The following is a 19446-nucleotide window of genomic DNA, read 5'->3' as shown; positions in this document are numbered from 1 at the left end:
GAAAAGACCGGGGCTTAGGAAATGAAGTCTTTACTACTTGTCTGGAAGGTAAAACCTATTGGAAAATTGTCTCTATCATGTTGAATGTAAGAGAGATATAACACATGTATGCTGTTTGCAACACATAGCATTTTAACATTGTACATACTTGTAGATTCATCCATAATAAAACCCAATGGTTCTGATAATCTCAAATATAGCATTAAAAAGCTGGCTAAAAGATTCAGTGGCAGGTATGCTTGGATATAACAAAAACCTTTACAAGAAAATGATATTCAATTCTCTTTTCCCTTATAATATTAATGTATACCGGCTTTAATTGCTCGTTCAGACAATTTAAAAAGTCCTGTTCCAGCAATGACAATCCTATCAATATCCAAACTCGCCTCATGTCGGATTTCAACCCAGCCGTAGTGAAATACCCGTTCTTTTTTAATTCTTACACCAAGGTATAATTTTCGGCTGCCATTAAACATCCCTATCCGCTCTATATCCGACTGATAAACATACTTCTCCAAAAGAATACCATTGCTTCCTGACCATCGCTTTGAATCTGTTGAGGGTATAATGTCAAATATTACATCATTTGTTGGGAATGCATAAGCATCCAAAAGTCCACAGGCAACAAGTTGAACATTTTCGTTCAATGGCTCTGCGATATAAAAAAATGTGGTCATTAAATTTTCAGGTAGGACAGATAGCCTGAAGGCAAGATCATTTGTTCCATCCTTGTCCATATCCACGAAGAGTTTTGTACCCGCCTGACTCAACACAAGCGGGTCTGTAAATTCATTGAAAAGAACATTGCTCTCAGCAATAGGTTCGGGTACCCTATTTTTTGACTTTTTACAGGAGCCTGAAAAAATCACAAAACAGGTTAATAAAACTAAAAGAAGCTTTTTATCAATAACAATCATTGCATTAAAAATCAGTAAATTAAAAATTCACCTGCACCGCGAGTCACAAACCCGAAATACAGGCGTTATTTAGTAAGACGGAATTTTGCAGAAAAGTGTTACAAGCACAGCGAATTTTATACCCGGACGATATTAATTTAAAACAGAGGGGAAGCTTTTGATACAGAGACCTAATTAATCAACATCATTTCTGCCATACGCTCATCACGTTCATAAATATCCTTACGGAAATTAATCTTGCCATCCCTGTCGACAAAAGCTGTAAAATAAACAATGAATACTGGTACTCCTTCCTTCAGGGTTACCGTGCGCTCTGTTCCTGCATTCATGGCCGCATTAATCTTTTCATCATCCCAGAAAGGATCATTTTTGAGAAGAAACTGAGCAAGTTTAAAAGGTTCCTGAACACGCATACATCCATGGCTGAAAGCCCTGCTGGGTTCGTTGAACAGGGATTTGGCAGGAGTATCATGCAGATACATGTTGTAATTGTTAGGGAAAAGGAATTTTACAAGACCCAAAGAATTGGTAGGTCCGGGCCTTTGCCTGATCTCCGGAATCCCATCCCGGTAGCCTGTAATCTCCATGTTATTTTTATTAAGGTAATTTCGGTCGCGCCGCATATCCTTGAGCACCTCATTGATCACAATGCTTTTTGGAATATTCCAATACGGACTAAAGACTACGTATTTTAGTTCTCCGCTAAATACCGCTGTTTTATGGATTGGTTTACCTACTACAATATTACAGCTCCATAATAATTTATCACCACTGTTAACATGTAATTTAAACTCAGGAATATTTACAACCAGATATTCACTGCTAAGGCTGGCTGGCACCCAGCGGCTTCTTTCCATGTTGACTATTAACTGCTTAATTCTTTGCTTAAACGGAACATTCATTTCTGCAAGTGTAGTCTTTCCAATAATCCCATCATCCTTCAAGCCATGTCTTAACTGAAAGCTACTCACAGCTGTTTTGAGGTATTCATCATATAATGGGAGGCCATCATCAATTTTAAGATCCCCAAGTTCGTTCAGCCTCTGCTTGATATAAACAATCACATCAGAACTATCTCCAGGCCTTAATGACTTAACCGAAGCCTTAATTTCGAACCATTTACCCTTCTGTTCTAGTTCACTGTAATTTTGAAGAAATTTCCTCAATAGTCCATATTGCCTGTTCACCGGTCGCTTAAGATCTTTAATTTGCTCAGGAGCAGTTTTTAGAATACTATCAAGGAATACTTCATAAGAAACTCTTTTTCTGGGTAGATTCCAATCCACCTTCCTTGAAATACTGGCATCCATTCCTTCCCAAACAACATCCGCAAAAGCGAAATACTGTGCGGTGAGCATTAATTCCAATTTCAACATACTTGAATCAGGGAGCTTCTCCAGACTATTTTCAAAAATCAGTGAATCAAGTGATTGCAGGTAGGGTAACTCCTTATTTACTCCATCATATTGCAGGTTCCTAACCCGGTCGGTCAGGTTGGCGGCATGTTCGATCAGACCTTTCTTATCAAACCATGCAAAGGCCATATTTCTACGGCTATAAAAAGTACTGATGTTTCTTTCATACTTTTTTAACTTAGGATATTGGCTAAGGAAAACTCCAATCTCCAGACTATCGAATTTGGATTTTGATTGAGTACTGAAACTGCCCGGAATACTCTTGTTCCATTCATTCATATCATGATTCCTTAAAGAATCTTGACTATTCATTAAGGTGTTCTTCTTGTCCTGACTGCAACCCTGGAAAGGGAGAAGTGAGACCATGATTAATAAAAACAGGTACACTGGGTTATTAATATTCATTTATTTTGATCTGCTTTTTAGTATTAATAGTAAAAGTCTATGGTAGTCAATCAATAGCTATCTATCGGATGCTGAAGATAACATCAGCGGCTTGACCCCTACAACAAAATTAACAGTTACATCATCACTGGTATTTAAAGTTCCCATTAATGTCTTTTTGGGTACAACCTGATAAGTACTGAGTTTCAATTTATGAGTTCCGGAGAAGGTTATCGTTCCATCCTTTATCACGGTAGCGATGAGGTCCATATTAATCGCCTGAGTTACCCCGGCAATAGAAAGGTTTCCGGTGGCTTTTACGAGATATTGATCCTTATCATCCCATGGTTGGATTTCAGATGTGACATATCTGAAATATATTTTATCAAATGGATAGGATTTCAGGGTTCTGTGTGCAATCCGATCCATATAGGTATTGGGACTACTTAACTTTTGTACAGGGACCGTGAAATTTAAATTATTAATCGCTTTTAATTGTCTGTTCTGAAGTGTGATCAGTGCATTGCATTCCACACTATCCGTTTTCATTTTCCAATTATAATTATTGGTATAACCACTTACTTCTATCTCACCTGAATGATAAACATAGGACTGTTGTTGCCCAAAGAGAACCAGACTAGACAACATAAATAAAAAGCTAAGAAAAATCTTTCTTATGCCATTTTCGTTAAAATTGTTTATTGTCTTCATTTCAGTAATTTTAAAACAAGTTATCTGTAAAATACAGACTAATAACTATTTAATAGAAAACAATACTTAGAACCTGAATCTTGATTCAAATAACCAACCGAATGGTCGGATCTTTTCCTCAGGTTTCAATCCATGTCGTTTTATACTGTTTTCCTTTATCAACTCTACAGCTTCTTCAATAGAATCAGTCACCAGGAATAATTTCATATCAGAATCGGAAATTGTACCCATCTCCATCATCTTCTGGTTGTGCTCCAGCAATTTTTGATGGAATTCCTTACAAAAGATGATCACCGGAAAGTCCCTGATCTTTTTTGTCTGAATGAGGGTGATCGCCTCAAAATACTCGTCCAATGTTCCAAAGCCGCCGGGCATCACCACAAAGGCGAAGGAATATTTTATGAGCAACACTTTCCTCACAAAAAAATGCTTGATTTCAACCCATTTATCACAATATGGATTAACTCCCTGTTCCATTGGAAGCTCAATATTACAGCCAACTGAACGCCCGCCAACATCCTTGGCACCACGGTTTGCGGCTTCCATTATTCCCGGGCCTCCCCCTGTCATAATTGTAAACCCCAGTTTGGCAAATTCTGCAGAAGCTTTTCTTGCCAGTTTATAATATTCATGATCTTCTTTAAATCTGGCAGACCCAAAGACTGTAACACAAGGCCCGATAAAATGCAAGGCCCTGAATCCTTTGATAAACTGAGCGAATATATCCAGGGTGAATAAAAATTCTTTTCTACGTGATTGCGGTCCACCAAGGAATGTAATTTCGGATTTTGTCATACTAAACTCTATTTTTCTTTATTTTTTTTAAATTCTCAGGCTTTGCTTGTAGTAAGAACAGATCCTGACTGGAATTATCCTTTGCCCATTCTATACTCACCGGGCAATTATAATAATTCTCAAGAACTATACCCCAATTCGCAATAGTAAGTATTTCCTCATCAGTAAGAATATACTTTCCCCGCATTTCGGCGCTTGTTTCCACTTGTATCAGACTCTTGTGATCACCGCTGTCTTTATAAATCACCATATGGTGCTTGTTACCCAGTTTCTTCTGAATAATAGAATTAACACCAAGATGAAGATTTGGTTTGTAAACAATGAACTCATCATGAACCTGCGACTGGTCATAATCCCGAAGCCCGATTCCCCAAATTCCGGATACATGAATAACATCCACAAAACCGCTCTGCGGATCGCAGGTATAGGCATAACCCGAACAAGCCTCATCTGCCCTGATCATTTTTTGTACACCTACAGAAATCACCCTATCCTGCCAATCAGGATCTTCAATCAGAGCCTGATCCGAGTACAAGGATGCAAAACATTTTTTCACAGAACTGATCAACTCCTTTTCGCCGCTTACATTCAGGAAAGTATCATGTTTATCTTTCTCATTTATGGACAATGGATTATGATCAATAGAACTACTTCTTACTGCCAGTGTGCTATCGGTACCATTTAGAAGTTCATGATACGCAATTAATATTCTATCATAAAGATCACCAGGAATTCTGGCACCCAAAATCAGATCCCTTGCTTGTTTTGCAATCTTTGAAACACTCGCAGGGTCTGATTTATCAATCCCTGAAATTAACTGATTATGAACTCCATCGAGCTTATTATAGGCTATAAAATGACGATATGCTGTAGCTGTAATAACGAAACCATCAGGAACTCTTATAGATCCAAGTACCTTCTGAGTAAATATTTCACCCAGAAAAGCATTTTTTGCCCCAACCTCGTCAGCATCAGCAATTGTGATCTTTTTCAGTTTGAGAATATAATCCTTCATAATCTTAAATTATTTGTTGAATATTCAGGCTTCATTAAGTGAATCTACATAAATTTACAAAAAGGAATCTTACAACACGAAAATGCATGGTTTAAAGCTTTCTATTAATGATAGCAGTTATCAATTATAATGATCTAAGTCATACTCTAATATCATTATTAATTCAATTTTTACACGGTAATCAAAAGGACAGGGTTATCAACAAAATCCCTCTTTTACGAAGTTTGCCGTGTCTATCTGATTATCCTAATTAAATAAAATGGCCGAACCACAAAATTTCAGAGATCATATACCAACTATTACCGATACAGGAAATAAAAGGAAATGGATGTATCCGCAAATCATTAAAGGTAAACTTTACCATTATCGGGATGTGGTTAGTTATGTACTTCTGGCACTTCTATTCAGCTCACCATTTATAAAAATCAATGGTGAACAGATGATTCTTTTAAACGTAATAGAACGTAAATTCGTCTTTTTTGGTATCATTTTCTGGCCCCAGGATTTCTATCTGTTTGTTCTGGCTTTATTGACTTTTATGGTATTTATAGTCATGTTCACGGCCATCTTTGGCAGGGTTTGGTGTGGCTGGGCATGTCCACAAACAATTTTTATGGAGATGGTTTTCCGGAAAATTGAAAACTGGATTGAAGGAGATTGGATACATCAGCAAAAATTGAATCAGGCAGCGCTGAGTTTTGAGAAAATAGCAAAAAAAATCGCCAAACACTCCCTGTTTATTTTAATTTCCTTTCTTATTTCAAATGTTTTCCTCGCCTATATCATTGGTTCAGAAGAACTGATTAAGATCATATCAGAACCCATCGGGCAGCACATGAGCGGCTTTATCTCCATCCTGATTTTTACGCTGGTCTTTTACATCGTCTTTTCGTACCTGAGAGAACTGGTTTGTACTGTAATTTGTCCTTACGGACGACTCCAGGGGGTTTTACTTGACAATCAGAGTATTATTGTGGCTTATGATTATGAACGCGGCGAGCCAAGGGGTAAAATTGTTAAGAACACCGAACAGAATTTAGGGGATTGTATAGATTGTAAGGTTTGTGTACATGTGTGTCCAACGGGTATAGATATCCGTAACGGCACACAGCTTGAATGCATCAACTGCACTGCCTGTATTGATGCATGTGATATGGTCATGGAAAAGATCAATCGCCCAAGCCGCTTGATTGGATTTATGTCAGAGGACCAGATTAAAACCAAATCCCCCTTCAAACTAAGCAGCAAAGTCTATGCTTATTCTGTAGTATTACTTATTTTATTTTCAGTTCTGAGCTTTATGCTCATCAGCAGGACTGATATTGAAACTACTATATTACGCGCCGGAGGAACACTATATCAATTAAGGGATAATGGCACAGTTAGTAATTTATATAATGCCGAACTGGTCAATAAAACCACAAAATTGGTTAAATTTGAGATGCGACCTATCGATCCTGACACAAAGATTCAGTATATCAGGAAAGAAGATGAAATCCAAAAAGGAAGCAGTATAAAGGTTACCTTTTTTGTGTTAAGACCCCAAAAAAGTGTCAGTAAATACAAATCAGAGATCGGGATAGAAATTTGGTCTGAAGGTAAACTGATTGATAAGATCAAAACAAATTTTATAGCACCACCTAACGAATGAAGATGAACTGGGGAACAAAACTTGTAATTGGAATGGTACTCTTTATGTCATTCATAATAACGCTGGCAGTATTGATGATACGAAGTGATTCAGATGACCTTGTGGATGTAGATTACTATGAAAAAGGCATTGAGTACGATAAGGACTACGTACGTAAAACCCAACTTATTGATGACAAAGCAGAGCCGGAAATTATTGTCAATGACCAGCTGACAATCATCTTCAAAAGTCCGGCTATAGGCAATATCCGTTTTATACATCCATCAGATAAAACTAAAGACAGTACAATTAATCTTAATACAGGCACATCGAATCAGGTAGGATTCCGACTTGATAGCTTCAGAAAGGGACATTGGAAAGTTTCGATTGAATGGAAAAGCAATGGAAAATCTTATATGTACGATAAAAACATTGTAATCAATTGATATTCTATCAGTATCCCTATTAATTTAGAGAATTTGGCTTAAATGAACTATAACGAACTTGCATTTTTCACCGGACTATTTGGAAGTATTCATTGCATAGGGATGTGCGGTCCACTGGCTTTTGCAGTTCCAAGCATTCATCAGCAGCGCTGGATGATTATCTTCGATAAGCTGATCTATAATCTGGGCCGTACACTAACTTATACAGTGTTGGGTGTACTTATCGGACTTGCCGGACAACAGCTCTGGTTGGCAGGTATGCAACAAACAATCAGCATATTAACGGGCATTTTCATCATACTTGCTGCATCATCAAGAATTCTTAAAGTATCAATAGGTAATAGAATATGGTTTTCAGGGTTTGTGCAATCATTCAACAAATTACTCGGATATGCCCTTAGACATAAAGCAGGTCACCTTTTGGTTGGAATACTGAACGGTTTTTTACCCTGTGGATTTGTATACCTGGCAATGGCTGGCGCACTAAATACTGGTAGTGTAATAGCTTCTGCCCAATACATGTTCTGGTTTGGAATCGGTACCCTGCCCCTGATGATGGCTGCTATGATCAGTACTGGATTTGCCGGCCCTGTATTTCGCCGGCGGATAAACAAGACTATCCCATTTCTTATGCTGGGACTGGGGGTTTGGTTTGTGCTGAGGGGCATGAACCTGGATATCCCATACCTGAGTCCACCTATAATGGATACGGGGGTTGAGGTTTGTTCCGTTGCGGATCAGGTCCGCAATAACGACGGGGCAAGCCCGCAATGACAACGCATCAGGCTCGCAGCAATGACAAGGAATCAAGTCTGTGATGACAGTAGGATTCTGTCATTCCGGGCTTGACCCGGAATTAACCCGCCATACTAAACAACTGCGTTTCAGGCTGGCTGGCCCAAAGTCGGGCATCAAAGGCCATACAAATATTTCTAAGGAATCGTTTTCCCAGCGGGGTTACAATTAAACTGTGCTCCTTGATAATTAGCAATCCATCTTCCTGAAGTGTTTTCGCACGTTCCAGTCCTGTTTTCATTGCATCAATCAGTGGCTCATTTATATTCCAGTCTGTTTTCCCCTTGCACATCAGATTTAAGATATGCTTTCTGATAATCAGATCTTCCTCAGTTAAATGATGGGCTTTAAAAACAGGCAACTGGCCATTATTCACCAGTTCAAGATAATCTTCTACTCTTTTCACATTTTGAGTAAAAGCGAACCAGCTGTCACTGATTGATGAAACCCCTAGTCCGACCATCAATTGTGTGTATTGGTGGGTATAACCCATGAAATTCCGGTGAAGTTTTCCTGAATACTGAGCCTTAAAAAGGCTATCGGTACTAAGCGCGAAATGATCCATGCCAATCTCTTCATAAGCCATTGAGGTAAACATTTGACGACCTAATTCATATAATCGTTGCTTTTCATCTACTGAGGGAAGATCTGCTTCTGTAAAACTCCTTTGTCCGGGTTTGATCCATGGTACATGGGCATAGCTATAAAATGCGATACGATCGGGCATTAATTTCTCAACCAGAAAAATTGTATCTGCCAATCCTTCATATGTCTGGAGCGGCAATCCATAGATCAAATCAAAATTAATAGACGAGTACCCAATTTCTCTTGCCAGTTCAGTGACGGCCTTTACCTGTTCAAAGCTTTGCATACGATTGATTATCCGCTGAACCTTTGGATCAAAATCCTGGATACCGAGGCTAAGCCGTCGAAAACCCAAATCATATAAGGTTCTTAGATGATCCTCCCTGGTATTATTTGGATGTGCTTCAAAACTAAACTCCGCATTAGGATGCAAATCGGCATCTGCTGTAAGACCATTGATAAGAAGCCTGAGGTTATCTGCAGCAAAAAAAGTTGGTGTACCTCCTCCCAGATGAATTTCCCGGATCAGGGGTTTATCAGCAAACACCTCTCTGTACAATGCCCATTCTTTCAAAACTGCCTGAATATAAGGGTCTTCTACCTGATGATTACGGGTAATTCGGGTATTACAGCCACAATAGGTACAAAGACTTTCACAGAATGGTAAATGCACATACAAGCTGATTCCATTAACTGAATTGCTTTGATCGAACGAAAATCTAACTGATTCTTTCCATTCATTGATATTGGGGGCTTCAGTATTCCAATAAGGGACAGTTGGATAGCTGGTATAACGCGGTGCTGCCACGTGATATTTGTTTATTAGATTCCGGGTATTCATAATTGGTCAATTGAGTCTAAGATTTCAACGTTTAGAGCAGCCATTAACACATACACAGGCTTTTCCTGAACACTTTCCCGCTTGCCAGTTATCCAGATTCTTAATAATCACATTTGCAATTTCCTGAAGTGCTTCTTTAGTGAGAAATGCCTGGTGCGGTGAAATAATTACATTTGGGTATGACAATAATTCTTCCATGATCGGATCTTTTACCCGATCGTTCCGGTGATCGGAATAGAATATATCCTTTTCAAATTCATACCCATCCAAACCCAGCCATCCGATTTTACCAGTCTTTAAGGCCTTAATCAGATCACCTGATTTGATTAATCCACCCCTGCTGGTATTGATTAGCATTACTCCAGGCTTCATTTTGGAAATGCTTTGCGTATTGATAATATGTTTTGTCTCAGGGCTTAATGGAATATGAAGGGATATAATATCTGAATCAGCCAGAAGCTGCTCAAAACTTACTCTCTCAATCCCATCCAGGTTCGGAACCTCACTTATATCATGACCGAGGATTTCACAACCCAGGCTCCTGAATACTGAGGCAGTAGCCTTTCCAATCACTCCAAGACCAACTATTCCTACTGTTTTTTCTTTAAAGTTGAAACCGATATGCTGATCAATTCTGAAATCGAACTCCCGGCTACTATTTACTGTAGGAATAATCTTTCGGCCTAAAGAAAGTGCGAGCATCAGGGTGTATTCTGAAACAGCTGCAGGGGAATAAGACGGCACATTCGCCAGTTTGATGTTTCTTCTACCGGCAGCTATCCGGTCTATATGATCAGTCGACACTGATCGTGTGGTAATGTATTTAATGCCCAAATCAGCCAGTTTTTCGATTACCTCTTCAGAAAGCTCATCCTGAGTTGATACCACAACAGCCTCTTTGCCCTCTGCATATAAAGCAGTTTCAAGGCTTAGGGAATTAGATATCAATGTAATATCGTGTTGTTTTTGATTTGCACGAGCTACAAATTCCTTCTCAAACTCTCTGACACTATACGCAACAACTTTCATTAATAAAACATTTACTCCAAAAGTACTTTTAGGAATAAGTTTGCGTAATGAGTGAGGTCATAAAGAAAAATGATCTTTATCAGTTTTTCATTTTATGGAGCTTGGAAAAATCGATGATATCAATCACGCTACCTTTCTTTTCAATGATTCCTTCATCTTTAAAATCGCTCAGGGTTCTGCTTACTGTTTCTGTAGCCATGCCTGCCATCGAGGCAAGGTCTTCTCTTGAGATTCGGATTTGTGCTTCAGAACTTTCATGGGCATTTTGTTGCTTTGCCAGGCGGATCAGGATCTCAGCCATTCGTTTCCTCACTGAGTGATAGGCCAACTGAAGTAATTGTTCCTCCTTCTCAATCAGGTTGCTTGAAAGCACCTTAATAAATTTCTGACCAATATCTGTATAGGTATCGAGTAGCTGCTTTACAGTATCTTTTGGGAGAAGACAGATCGTAGTATCATCGACAGCTTCAGTAGTTTCATTATAATGATCTCCAGAAAGCATTGCCTGAATTCCCAGATATTCATCTGGTCCATACATTCCCGTAACCAATTCCCTTCCGTCTTCGCTTAATTTAACGGCTTTTACTCTCCCGCTCAGAATCAAATATATGCCTGTAATTGTATCACTCTCATAATAAATAATCTGCTTTTTTCTAACCTGTTTAACCTTACGGTCGGCAATAATTTTTCTCAATTCATCAAGACCCTGATTCTGATTGGTCAGGAGTTGAAGACTCTCAAACGATTTGCTGTAAAAAGATTCCATCTTTTCCTTTTTCTGAAAGCGGGACTCAATGGTATTTAGCAATTCCATATCATCAAAAGGCTTGGTCAGATAATCGTCGGCACCCATGTCCATACCTTTCCTCATATCAGCCCTTTCGGCTTTTGCGGTGAGGAAAATAAAGGGGATATTTGAGGTTTCCATGTTTTTTGATAAGAGATATAAAACGCCATAACCATCCAGTTCAGGCATCATTATATCACAAAGTATCATGTCGGGGATATGTTGCTGCGCCAGTTCAACACCTATTTTACCATTTTCAGCTTCCAAAACTTCATAACCGGCAAGTTCCAGAATTTCAACAGAACTATCTCTGATATCCGCGTTGTCTTCAATTAATAGAATCTTCTTCTTCTTCATAGAATTTTACTGTGGGAAATTCAGGTTAAAAATAGTTTTCTGTTTCGGGAGACTGGTAAAATTAACCTTTCCTCCCATCAAATTAACATAACGCATAATAATATTCAGCCCAAGACCTGTTCCCGGGATATTGCCGGTATTGTTAGCCCTGAAAAATGGCTCAAATAAATGCTTATGATCTGCTTCAGGTATGCCAATTCCATTATCCCTTACGGTAACAATACATTCTGTATCCGAAAGTTCAGTATTGAACTCAATGAAGGTATTTTCACCTGAATATTTGATGGCATTTGAAATTAAATTGATGATACAGTTCCGGAGCAGATTCTGATCCAGCAACACTGTGCTATGGAGTCCGGTATGCTGATAAATGATATTCTGATCTTTTTTAGCCATCATTTGCATCTCCTCAGTAATCTCTTCAGAAAGCTTGACAATATCGAATTTCGAAAAAGCTGTTTCAATTTTACCTGCCTCCAGTCGCTCGAGAGAGAGAAAATCATCCAGAATGGTCGTTAAATTACCTACAGAATTTTTAATCTTACTGACATGTTTTGATATATTGGTCCCATCATCCTGCAGTTTATACTTTTCAATCAATGAAGCAGATAATTGTATGGAACTAAGTGGCGTTCGGAATTCATGAGAAGCCATCGACACAAACCGGCTTTTCAATTGATTGAGCTCTTTTTCCTTTTCGAGAGATTGACTTACTGTTTCTTTTGCTACCTGAAGTTCCGTAACCGATTTCTGAAGTGAATTTGTACGATCTTCGACTAATTTTTCAAGTTGTGAAGCATAATGCAATATCTGAGCCTCTGCTTCTTTTTCCCTGGTCAGGTCATGGATAAATCCGGTATAGATTGTCCTTCCTGAATACTTTACCTCACTTACCGCAAGCCGGAAGGGAAACATTGTACCATCTTTCTTCAGGCCTTTTACGTCGCGCCCAGTACCAATGATGTGAGGGGTACCCGTCCGCTGATATCGGGCAAGATATTCATCATGCTGACCCCTATCAGGCTGTGGCATCAGCATAGAAACATTCCTGCCGGTCACTTCCTCTATTGTATAGCCAAACAAAGCACAGGCAGAAGGATTTATTGATTCAATTAATCCACGCTCATCTATTGTGATGATTCCGTCAATTGCATTTTCAATAATAGCATGTAACAATGCGCCTTTATTAGTCATATTGTAAAAATAGTCTTTTGAATATAAATTTGAAGATTTGACCCTGAAAGAAATGATTTAAATTCAGAAGATTTCTCTCCGGAGTTTGTAAAAATTCAGAATAGGATTAAAAAAAGTCTAATTCAAAGCCAAATATAGCAGAGCAGCAAAACCAGCTCCGATCATAGGCCCCATAACCGGTATCCAGGAATATGACCAGTCGCATTTTCCTTTACCGGCAACCGGAAGTATAGCATGCATTATTCGTGGACCCAGATCGCGTACCGGGTTAATGGCATATCCAGTTGTCCCTCCCAGCGAAAGCCCTATGGCCCAAACCAGAAACATAACAGGAATAGCACCCAATGATCCCAGGCCAACTGGTGTTTTAGTGTCAGCAATTTCAGCACTGGTGAAATGGAATATCACGAACAACAACACAAAAGATCCAATAATTTCACTGGTTAGATTGGAAAATGTGTTTCTTATTGCAGGCCCTGTACAAAATGCTGCAAGTTTTAATCCTTTGTCTTCAGTGGCGGCAAAATGATCTTTATATTTGAGCCAAACCAGTGAGGATCCGAGCATTGCTCCAAGCATCTGAGCGAGCATGTAAGCCGGGACATGTGCCCAATCAAACTTTCCGCTGATTGCTAAAGCAAATGTCACTGCAGGATTAAGATGCGCACCGCTGTAAGGGGCCGAAACAACCACTCCGACAAAAACTCCGAGTGCCCATGCCGTAGTGATAACTATCCATCCGCCGCCGTTACCTTTAGTTCCGGTTAAAACAACGTTTGCTACAACTCCATTCCCCAGTAAAACCAATAGTGCTGTTCCTAAAAACTCGGCTGTAAAAGGTGCCATATCCAAAAATTTAGATTTTAAAGATTTACATTAGCTTTTGCGGCTCTTACAGCCCGGTTCCAGCCATTTACAAGATCATCATAATTTTCCAGTTCCTCCGGTTCAAAATTTCTTTCAAGCTGCCATTGTTCTGCAATTTCCTCAACACTTCCCCAGAAACCTGTTGCTAGTCCGGCAAGATAGGCAGCTCCAAGAGCGGTTACCTCAGTAACCTTTGGCCGAATAACCCTGCATTTCATAATATCAGCCTGAAACTGCATCAATAAATTATTGGCTGTTGCACCTCCATCCACACGTAATTCACTGATTGGAGTACCCGCATCCGCTTCCATTGCCTTAAGTACGTCCATTGTTTGAAAAGCTATACTTTCCAGAGCTGCCCTTGCAAAATGGCCTGAATTTGTGCCCCGGGTAATCCCGGTTATTGTACCTCTTGCATGCTGATCCCAGTGCGGAGCACCCAATCCGGCAAAAGCCGGGACTATATAAACACCGCCGGTATCTTCCACTTTTGCTGCCAGTTCTTCCACCTCTGATGATGTTCTGATCAGGCCCAGCTCATCCCTCAGCCATTGAACTACGGCTCCACCAATAAAAATTCCTCCCTCCAAAGCATATGTCACTTCCCCATTTATCTTCCAGGCAATTGTAGTCAACAGATTATTTGAGGATATTTTTGGCTTTTTGCCTATGTTCATCAGCATGAAGCATCCGGTACCATAAGTATTTTTTACCATGCCAACTTTGGTACACATCTGACCAAAAAGCGCTGCCTGCTGATCGCCTGCAATTCCTGCGATCGGAATTTTCGAAGCAAGAATATCCCCTGCAGTTTCGCAGAATACTTCGCTTGATGATTTGACCCCGGGCAACATGGCCTCAGGAATATCAAATATCCGGAGCAATTCCTTATCCCACACAAGTGTATTGATGTCAAAAAGCATCGTTCGGGATGCATTACTCACATCAGTTACATGGCATTTACCTCCCGACAATTTCCAGATCAGCCAGCTATCCACAGTACCAAAAAGGAGCTTCCCCTGCTCAGCTTTTTCTCTTGCTCCTTTTACATTTTCAAGAATCCACCTCACTTTGCTTGCTGAAAAATATGAATCAATAATCAGACCGGTCTTTTTCTGGATTCCTTCACCATATTCCTTACGGATTGAATCACAATAATCTGAGGTTCTGCGATCCTGCCAAACAATTGCATTATAAACCGGAAGCCCGGTTTCTTTATCCCAGACAATGGTTGTTTCCCTTTGGTTGGTTATTCCAATGGCATGGATATCCCGGGGATTGATTCCCGCTTTAACCATGGCCTCGGTAGCTACTGCTACCTGCGTTGACCAGATTTCTACGGGATCATGTTCCACCCATCCGGGTTTAGGATAGATCTGTGCAAATTCTTTTTGAGAAACGGCAACTATACTGCCCTTACGGTTAAATAAAATGGCTCTGGAACTTGTTGTACCCTGATCGAGTGCTAAAATATAATCTGGCATATTGAACCTAATTTACTTGGCCGGATTGATAAGGCCTCATTAAATATGAGAAAAATATGTAATATTGAAACAAGATAAAAAATAGATTAATTTTTATCCATAAATACATCACCCCTTTAAACATGAATATAGGAATCATAGGCCTTGGCGACATGGGCTGTATCTACGCTAAGTCTTTTGCCAAAGCCGGATACAGGGTTTACGGATGCGACCTGCCAAATCGTAGGGAAATACTGGAAAATGAGTTAAGCCCATATGGTATAGAAATCATGGAGGATGGTAAAGCTGTTTCCCGAATTTCTGATGTAATCATTTATTCTGTTGAAGCTGAACGAATTGCCGAAGTGCTGAGTTTGTATGGTTCTTATACCAAATACGGAGCAATAGTTGCCGGACAAACTTCTGTTAAACATCCGGAAATAGAGGCCTTTGAAAAATACCTTCCAAAAGATGCCCATATTATAAGCTGTCACTCCCTCCATGGTCCAGGATTTGATCCAAAGGGGCAAAAAATGATTGTAATTCCTCACAGAACTACAAAGGAAGCCTATCAACGTATGACAGATCTTCTGTCGGCATTAGGTTCGGTGCTGGTAGAAATAGCTGATTTTCATGAACATGATAAAATTGTTGCCGATACGCAGGCTGTGACACATATGGGTTTCGAAAGCATGGGAACTGCATGGAAAGAAGCAGGTTTCTTCCCCTGGGAAAACGCTTCATATTTAGGTGGGATTGACAACGTTAAAATTTTGATTACCCTTAGAATCTTTAGTTATAAGGCTCATATTTATGGCGGACTCGCAATTTTGAATCCCTATGCCCGTCATCAGATCAAGCGCTATGCTATTTCTGAATCAGAGTTATTTAAACTGATGATCAAAGAGGAAGAAGCAGCATTCAGAAAGCGCTTATATCAGGCAAGGGACTTTATTTTTGGCCAGGACCATAAACCGGTGATGCTGGATGAAAAAGTGATGCAGGAATTCTCCTTATCGGCGGGATCAGAGAGCCGCAAGCCAAATTCTCACCTCAGTCTGCTAAGCATGGTTGATGCATGGTACCATCTGGGTATTAACCCCTACGATAACCTGATCTGTCAGACTCCCCCATTCAGATTGCGGCTTGGTATCGCAGAATACCTTTTCAAGAATGAAGAATTACTTGAAGAGTCAATCAATACCGCTTTATTTGACAAGACCATTCGGGGTGATGATCTGGAATTCCATTCAGCGGTGAGGGAATGGACCTCACTCATTGTTTACGGTGACATGGAGGGCTATAAACAGCACTTTGATCAGGTAAAAACATTCTTTGCAGGAAGACTTGATCAGGGCCGGGCCCAGAGTGCAGAGCTGATCAGAAAACTTGAAATGGAATAGGAATAATGCCTTCAATACCCTGATTCAGGATATTTATTAATGTATATAATAAAATCACATTGTAATTTCATTAATATGTGACCGCTATCATATTTTAAGAACTCTATAATACCCTTATTTGTACTCGTGGATTAACCCTTTTTAATTCTTTTCATGAGTCATACATTTCATATTCCTGTACTTGGCCTTGCCTATTCAGTAGACACACCAATAAAAGTAGCACGCTATGGCATCAGCTCGGTGGTGTCGATTGTAGATGATATTTTAATTGAACGAATGCGTCAATTATATACCGAAAAAATCAATGAGAAATTTGTTCCTATCGATCCTAAGGAAACTGATTCCAGAAGTAAAAGAATCAGAGCTTACCTTAATCTTGTTAAAAAGATCGTTGACAAACAGTTCGAAACACTGCGTCAGGAAGCATTTGCAGAGGGCACTGACCTAACAAGATATTTCAACCTCCTTCCGGAAAGTTCTCCGCTAAAAATAAAGTATCAGCATATGCTCAATGAGCAGGACTCAGTAAAGCGTACTGCCTTGCAGAATGAGTTGCGCAATGAAATTGAGAAGGGCGAGATTCAGGTCAACATTATGGCAAAGGTCGACCGCATGAACCCAAATACCAGCGGTGAGCAGATTTCGGATGCATTATCTGCCCTAAAGGGATTTGCAGAGAGTGAATTAAATACCCCTGTAGTCCTTTCAGCAGGAATGAATCCACGTCTTTACAGTTACCTGGAAAATTTTTCTGAATTCTTACCTGATCAGTTCAGCAATTTCAGGAAAAGTATCATCCTAAAAGTAAGTGACTTCAGGTCTGCATTGATACAGGCAAAATTTCTTGCTAAAAAAGGTCTTTGGGTTTCAGAATTTCGTGTTGAATCAGGTTTGAACTGCGGTGGACATGCCTTCGCAACTGAGGGTTATCTTTTAGGTCCTATTTTAGAGGAATTCAAAACCAGAAAGCAGGAAATGATTGATGAATTATACCAGATATATAGTAGGGCGATCGAAGAAAAAGGCATTCAGCTTTCAAGTGTTCCCAAATTAAAGATCAGTGTTCAGGGTGGGATTGGGACATCAGATGAAAACGATTTCCTTATGAATCATTATCAGCTTGATGCAACCGGCTGGGGAAGCCCCTTTTTACTGGTACCTGAAGCAACAAATGTGGATGCTGAAACACTTGAACTACTTTCCACGGCTACACATAATGATTTTTATATCAGTGGCTCATCACCACTTGGAATACCCTTTAACAATTTCAGAAAAAGCACTGCCGAGAAACAGCGTCTTGAACGCATTGCCAAAGGAAGGCCCGGAAGTCCATGTGTTAAAAAATTCCTATCGTCGAATACTGAATTTACTGAACAGCCAATCTGCACCGCGTCCAGAGAGTATCAGAATCTGAAAATCAAGCAACTGGAGGCAGAAGGATTGCAGCCTGATGAATTTCAGACAAAATTTGAATCGATAACTGAGAAGCTATGCCTCTGTGAAGGACTGGCAGCACCTGCATACTTGAAAAACAACATTCTTAAACCCAAAGAGAGTCAAGCTACAGTCATTTGTCCGGGCCCCAATATTGCTTATTTTAGCGGTAAATTCTCATTGGATGAAATGGTGAGCCATATCTATGGTAAACTAAATTTACTGAATGACTCTGATCGTCCTAATCTCTTTGTCAATGAGCTCAATCTTTATGTGGAATACCTCAAAAAAGATATCAGCAAGCAGATTCAGGAAATGAACGACAAAAAAGCAAAGTATTTCATAAAATTTAAAGAGCAGTTAGAAATCGGAATCGAATACTACAAACAACTGATCCCCAAAATTACTGACCAAACCGAGATCTACAGGAAGAAGATGATGAATGAACTCCTGGAAATTGAAGAGAAATTACAGCATTTAAATCCTGTTGTTGAGCAGAAGGTCTAAGCGACCGAACAATCAGCCGGCTCTATACAGGGCCGGTTTTTTTATGGAATCCTAAAAAATTCTATTCGGTTTAATTATTCAAAAAAACAAAGCCTTTAAAATCTTTTCTATCAAAAAATAATTACATAAAATATTGAATTTCAGATATTTAACAATCAAAAAATATGATTAAAAACTTATTTAAATATGACCAAAGTCATAGTATTAAGGAATAATAATAAATAAATTGGATGTAAGAAAACTAAATAAAAAATCATGAGAAAGATCTTATTAATTACAACTATGGTTGGCATTAGCGTGTTGATTAGCTGCAATAGCGGAACCGAGCAAGGTGCCGGTACACAAACCAGTGATGAAAGCCAGGCTGTGGGACAGTCAGGTGTTCAGGATGACTTGTCGCAAAAAAATGTTGTGCAGGTTGCAATTGGAAGTAAAGACCACACTACCCTTGTAGCGGCTATACAGGCAGCTAAACTGGTAGATGCATTGAGTAATGCAGGGCCATTTACCGTATTTGCCCCTACAAACGCAGCTTTTGATAAATTACCTGCAGGAACGGTCGACAATCTTTTAAAACCGGAAAGTATTGACGACCTGACTAATATTCTCCAGTACCATGTTTCGCTGGGTGTATTTAAAGCAGAGAATTTAACCGAAGGACAGATAATTGGCCAGGTGAACGGAAATGATATCAAAATAAGTATTTCTGATGGGAAAGTGATGATCAACGAAACTGCAATTATTGTTGCATCTGTACCGGCATCAAATGGCATTATTCATATTATTGATACTGTATTATTACCACCTGCTGCTAATTAAAATAAACCGAAGAAAGAGTTTTTTTAAATGAAAGGGGATTAATTAAAAGTAA

The 19446-nt window shown here is 39.4% G+C and carries 17 protein-coding genes; 6 read left to right on the top strand and 11 right to left on the bottom strand.

Going from position 1 to position 19446, the window contains the following annotated elements:
* Window positions 1-299: 299 nt before the first annotated feature.
* The 5 genes from Q8S11_RS09985 to Q8S11_RS09965 all read right to left on the bottom strand — a co-directional run bounded on the left by Q8S11_RS09985 (window position 300) and on the right by Q8S11_RS09965 (window position 5237).
* The gene (locus Q8S11_RS09985) at window positions 300-917 is read right to left on the bottom strand and encodes a hypothetical protein (protein ID WP_305661951.1); all 618 of its coding nucleotides are present in this window, start codon (window positions 915-917) and stop codon (window positions 300-302) included.
* A gap of 170 nt (window positions 918-1087) precedes the next feature.
* Window positions 1088-2737 carry a murein L,D-transpeptidase gene (locus Q8S11_RS09980; protein WP_305661950.1) on the bottom strand — a complete coding sequence of 550 codons (1650 nt, stop codon included), beginning with the start codon at window positions 2735-2737 and terminating at the stop codon, window positions 1088-1090.
* A 57-nt stretch (window positions 2738-2794) separates the two neighbouring features.
* The gene (locus Q8S11_RS09975; protein WP_305661949.1) at window positions 2795-3427 is read right to left on the bottom strand and encodes a YceI family protein; all 633 of its coding nucleotides are present in this window, start codon (window positions 3425-3427) and stop codon (window positions 2795-2797) included.
* Between the two features lie 66 nt (window positions 3428-3493).
* Window positions 3494-4222, bottom strand: a complete 729-nt coding sequence (locus Q8S11_RS09970; protein ID WP_305661948.1) for a TIGR00730 family Rossman fold protein — start codon at window positions 4220-4222, stop codon at window positions 3494-3496.
* Window position 4223: 1 nt separating this feature from the next.
* Window positions 4224-5237: a PEP/pyruvate-binding domain-containing protein gene (locus Q8S11_RS09965; RefSeq protein ID WP_305661947.1), complete on the bottom strand. Its 1014-nt coding sequence runs from the start codon at window positions 5235-5237 to the stop codon at window positions 4224-4226.
* A gap of 259 nt (window positions 5238-5496) precedes the next feature.
* Here Q8S11_RS09965 and ccoG point away from each other — a divergent pair, with 259 nt between their 5' ends.
* From ccoG to Q8S11_RS09950, 3 genes are read left to right on the top strand one after another with little or no spacing between them, the layout of a single operon-like run.
* Window positions 5497-6888: a cytochrome c oxidase accessory protein CcoG gene (gene ccoG / locus Q8S11_RS09960; protein ID WP_305661946.1), complete on the top strand. Its 1392-nt coding sequence runs from the start codon at window positions 5497-5499 to the stop codon at window positions 6886-6888.
* Between the two features lie 2 nt (window positions 6889-6890).
* A complete protein-coding gene (locus Q8S11_RS09955; protein ID WP_305661945.1) occupies window positions 6891-7313 on the top strand; it encodes a FixH family protein in 423 nt (140 codons plus the stop codon).
* Between the two features lie 42 nt (window positions 7314-7355).
* The gene (locus tag Q8S11_RS09950; RefSeq protein WP_305661944.1) at window positions 7356-8087 is read left to right on the top strand and encodes a sulfite exporter TauE/SafE family protein; all 732 of its coding nucleotides are present in this window, start codon (window positions 7356-7358) and stop codon (window positions 8085-8087) included.
* Window positions 8088-8169: 82 nt separating this feature from the next.
* Here Q8S11_RS09950 and hemN read toward each other — a convergent pair whose 3' ends face one another.
* From hemN to glpK, 6 genes are all read right to left on the bottom strand, one after another.
* Window positions 8170-9534: an oxygen-independent coproporphyrinogen III oxidase gene (gene hemN, locus Q8S11_RS09945; protein ID WP_305661943.1), complete on the bottom strand. Its 1365-nt coding sequence runs from the start codon at window positions 9532-9534 to the stop codon at window positions 8170-8172.
* Window positions 9535-9558: 24 nt separating this feature from the next.
* Window positions 9559-10563: a 2-hydroxyacid dehydrogenase gene (locus tag Q8S11_RS09940; protein WP_305661942.1), complete on the bottom strand. Its 1005-nt coding sequence runs from the start codon at window positions 10561-10563 to the stop codon at window positions 9559-9561.
* Window positions 10564-10642: 79 nt separating this feature from the next.
* Entirely contained in the window at window positions 10643-11707 is a 1065-nt protein-coding gene (locus Q8S11_RS09935; RefSeq protein WP_305661941.1) for a response regulator, read from the bottom strand.
* Between the two features lie 6 nt (window positions 11708-11713).
* On the bottom strand, window positions 11714-12901 hold the full coding sequence (locus Q8S11_RS09930) for a PAS domain-containing sensor histidine kinase (RefSeq protein ID WP_305661940.1): 1188 nt from the start codon (window positions 12899-12901) through the stop codon (window positions 11714-11716).
* A 117-nt stretch (window positions 12902-13018) separates the two neighbouring features.
* Entirely contained in the window at window positions 13019-13747 is a 729-nt protein-coding gene (locus Q8S11_RS09925) for an MIP/aquaporin family protein (protein ID WP_305661939.1), read from the bottom strand.
* 17 nt (window positions 13748-13764) lie between these two features.
* On the bottom strand, window positions 13765-15252 hold the full coding sequence (gene glpK, locus Q8S11_RS09920; protein WP_305661938.1) for a glycerol kinase GlpK: 1488 nt from the start codon (window positions 15250-15252) through the stop codon (window positions 13765-13767).
* Between the two features lie 122 nt (window positions 15253-15374).
* On the opposite strand from glpK, the gene Q8S11_RS09915 reads away from it, so the two are divergent.
* The 3 genes from Q8S11_RS09915 (at window position 15375) to Q8S11_RS09905 (ending at window position 19394) form a co-directional block, all read left to right on the top strand.
* Entirely contained in the window at window positions 15375-16634 is a 1260-nt protein-coding gene (locus Q8S11_RS09915) for a prephenate dehydrogenase (RefSeq protein ID WP_305661937.1), read from the top strand.
* Between the two features lie 153 nt (window positions 16635-16787).
* Entirely contained in the window at window positions 16788-18575 is a 1788-nt protein-coding gene (locus Q8S11_RS09910) for a hypothetical protein (protein WP_305661936.1), read from the top strand.
* Window positions 18576-18830: 255 nt separating this feature from the next.
* Window positions 18831-19394, top strand: coding sequence for a fasciclin domain-containing protein (locus tag Q8S11_RS09905; protein WP_305661935.1), 564 nt, complete (start codon window positions 18831-18833; stop codon window positions 19392-19394).
* The last annotated feature ends 52 nt before the right edge of the window (window positions 19395-19446 follow it).

It is taken from the genome of Daejeonella sp. (assembly GCF_030695525.1).
Lineage (GTDB): Bacteria > Bacteroidota > Bacteroidia > Sphingobacteriales > Sphingobacteriaceae > Daejeonella.
The sequence above is the reverse complement of the archived record's forward strand: the minus strand, read 5'-3'. Positions and strand labels throughout refer to the sequence as shown.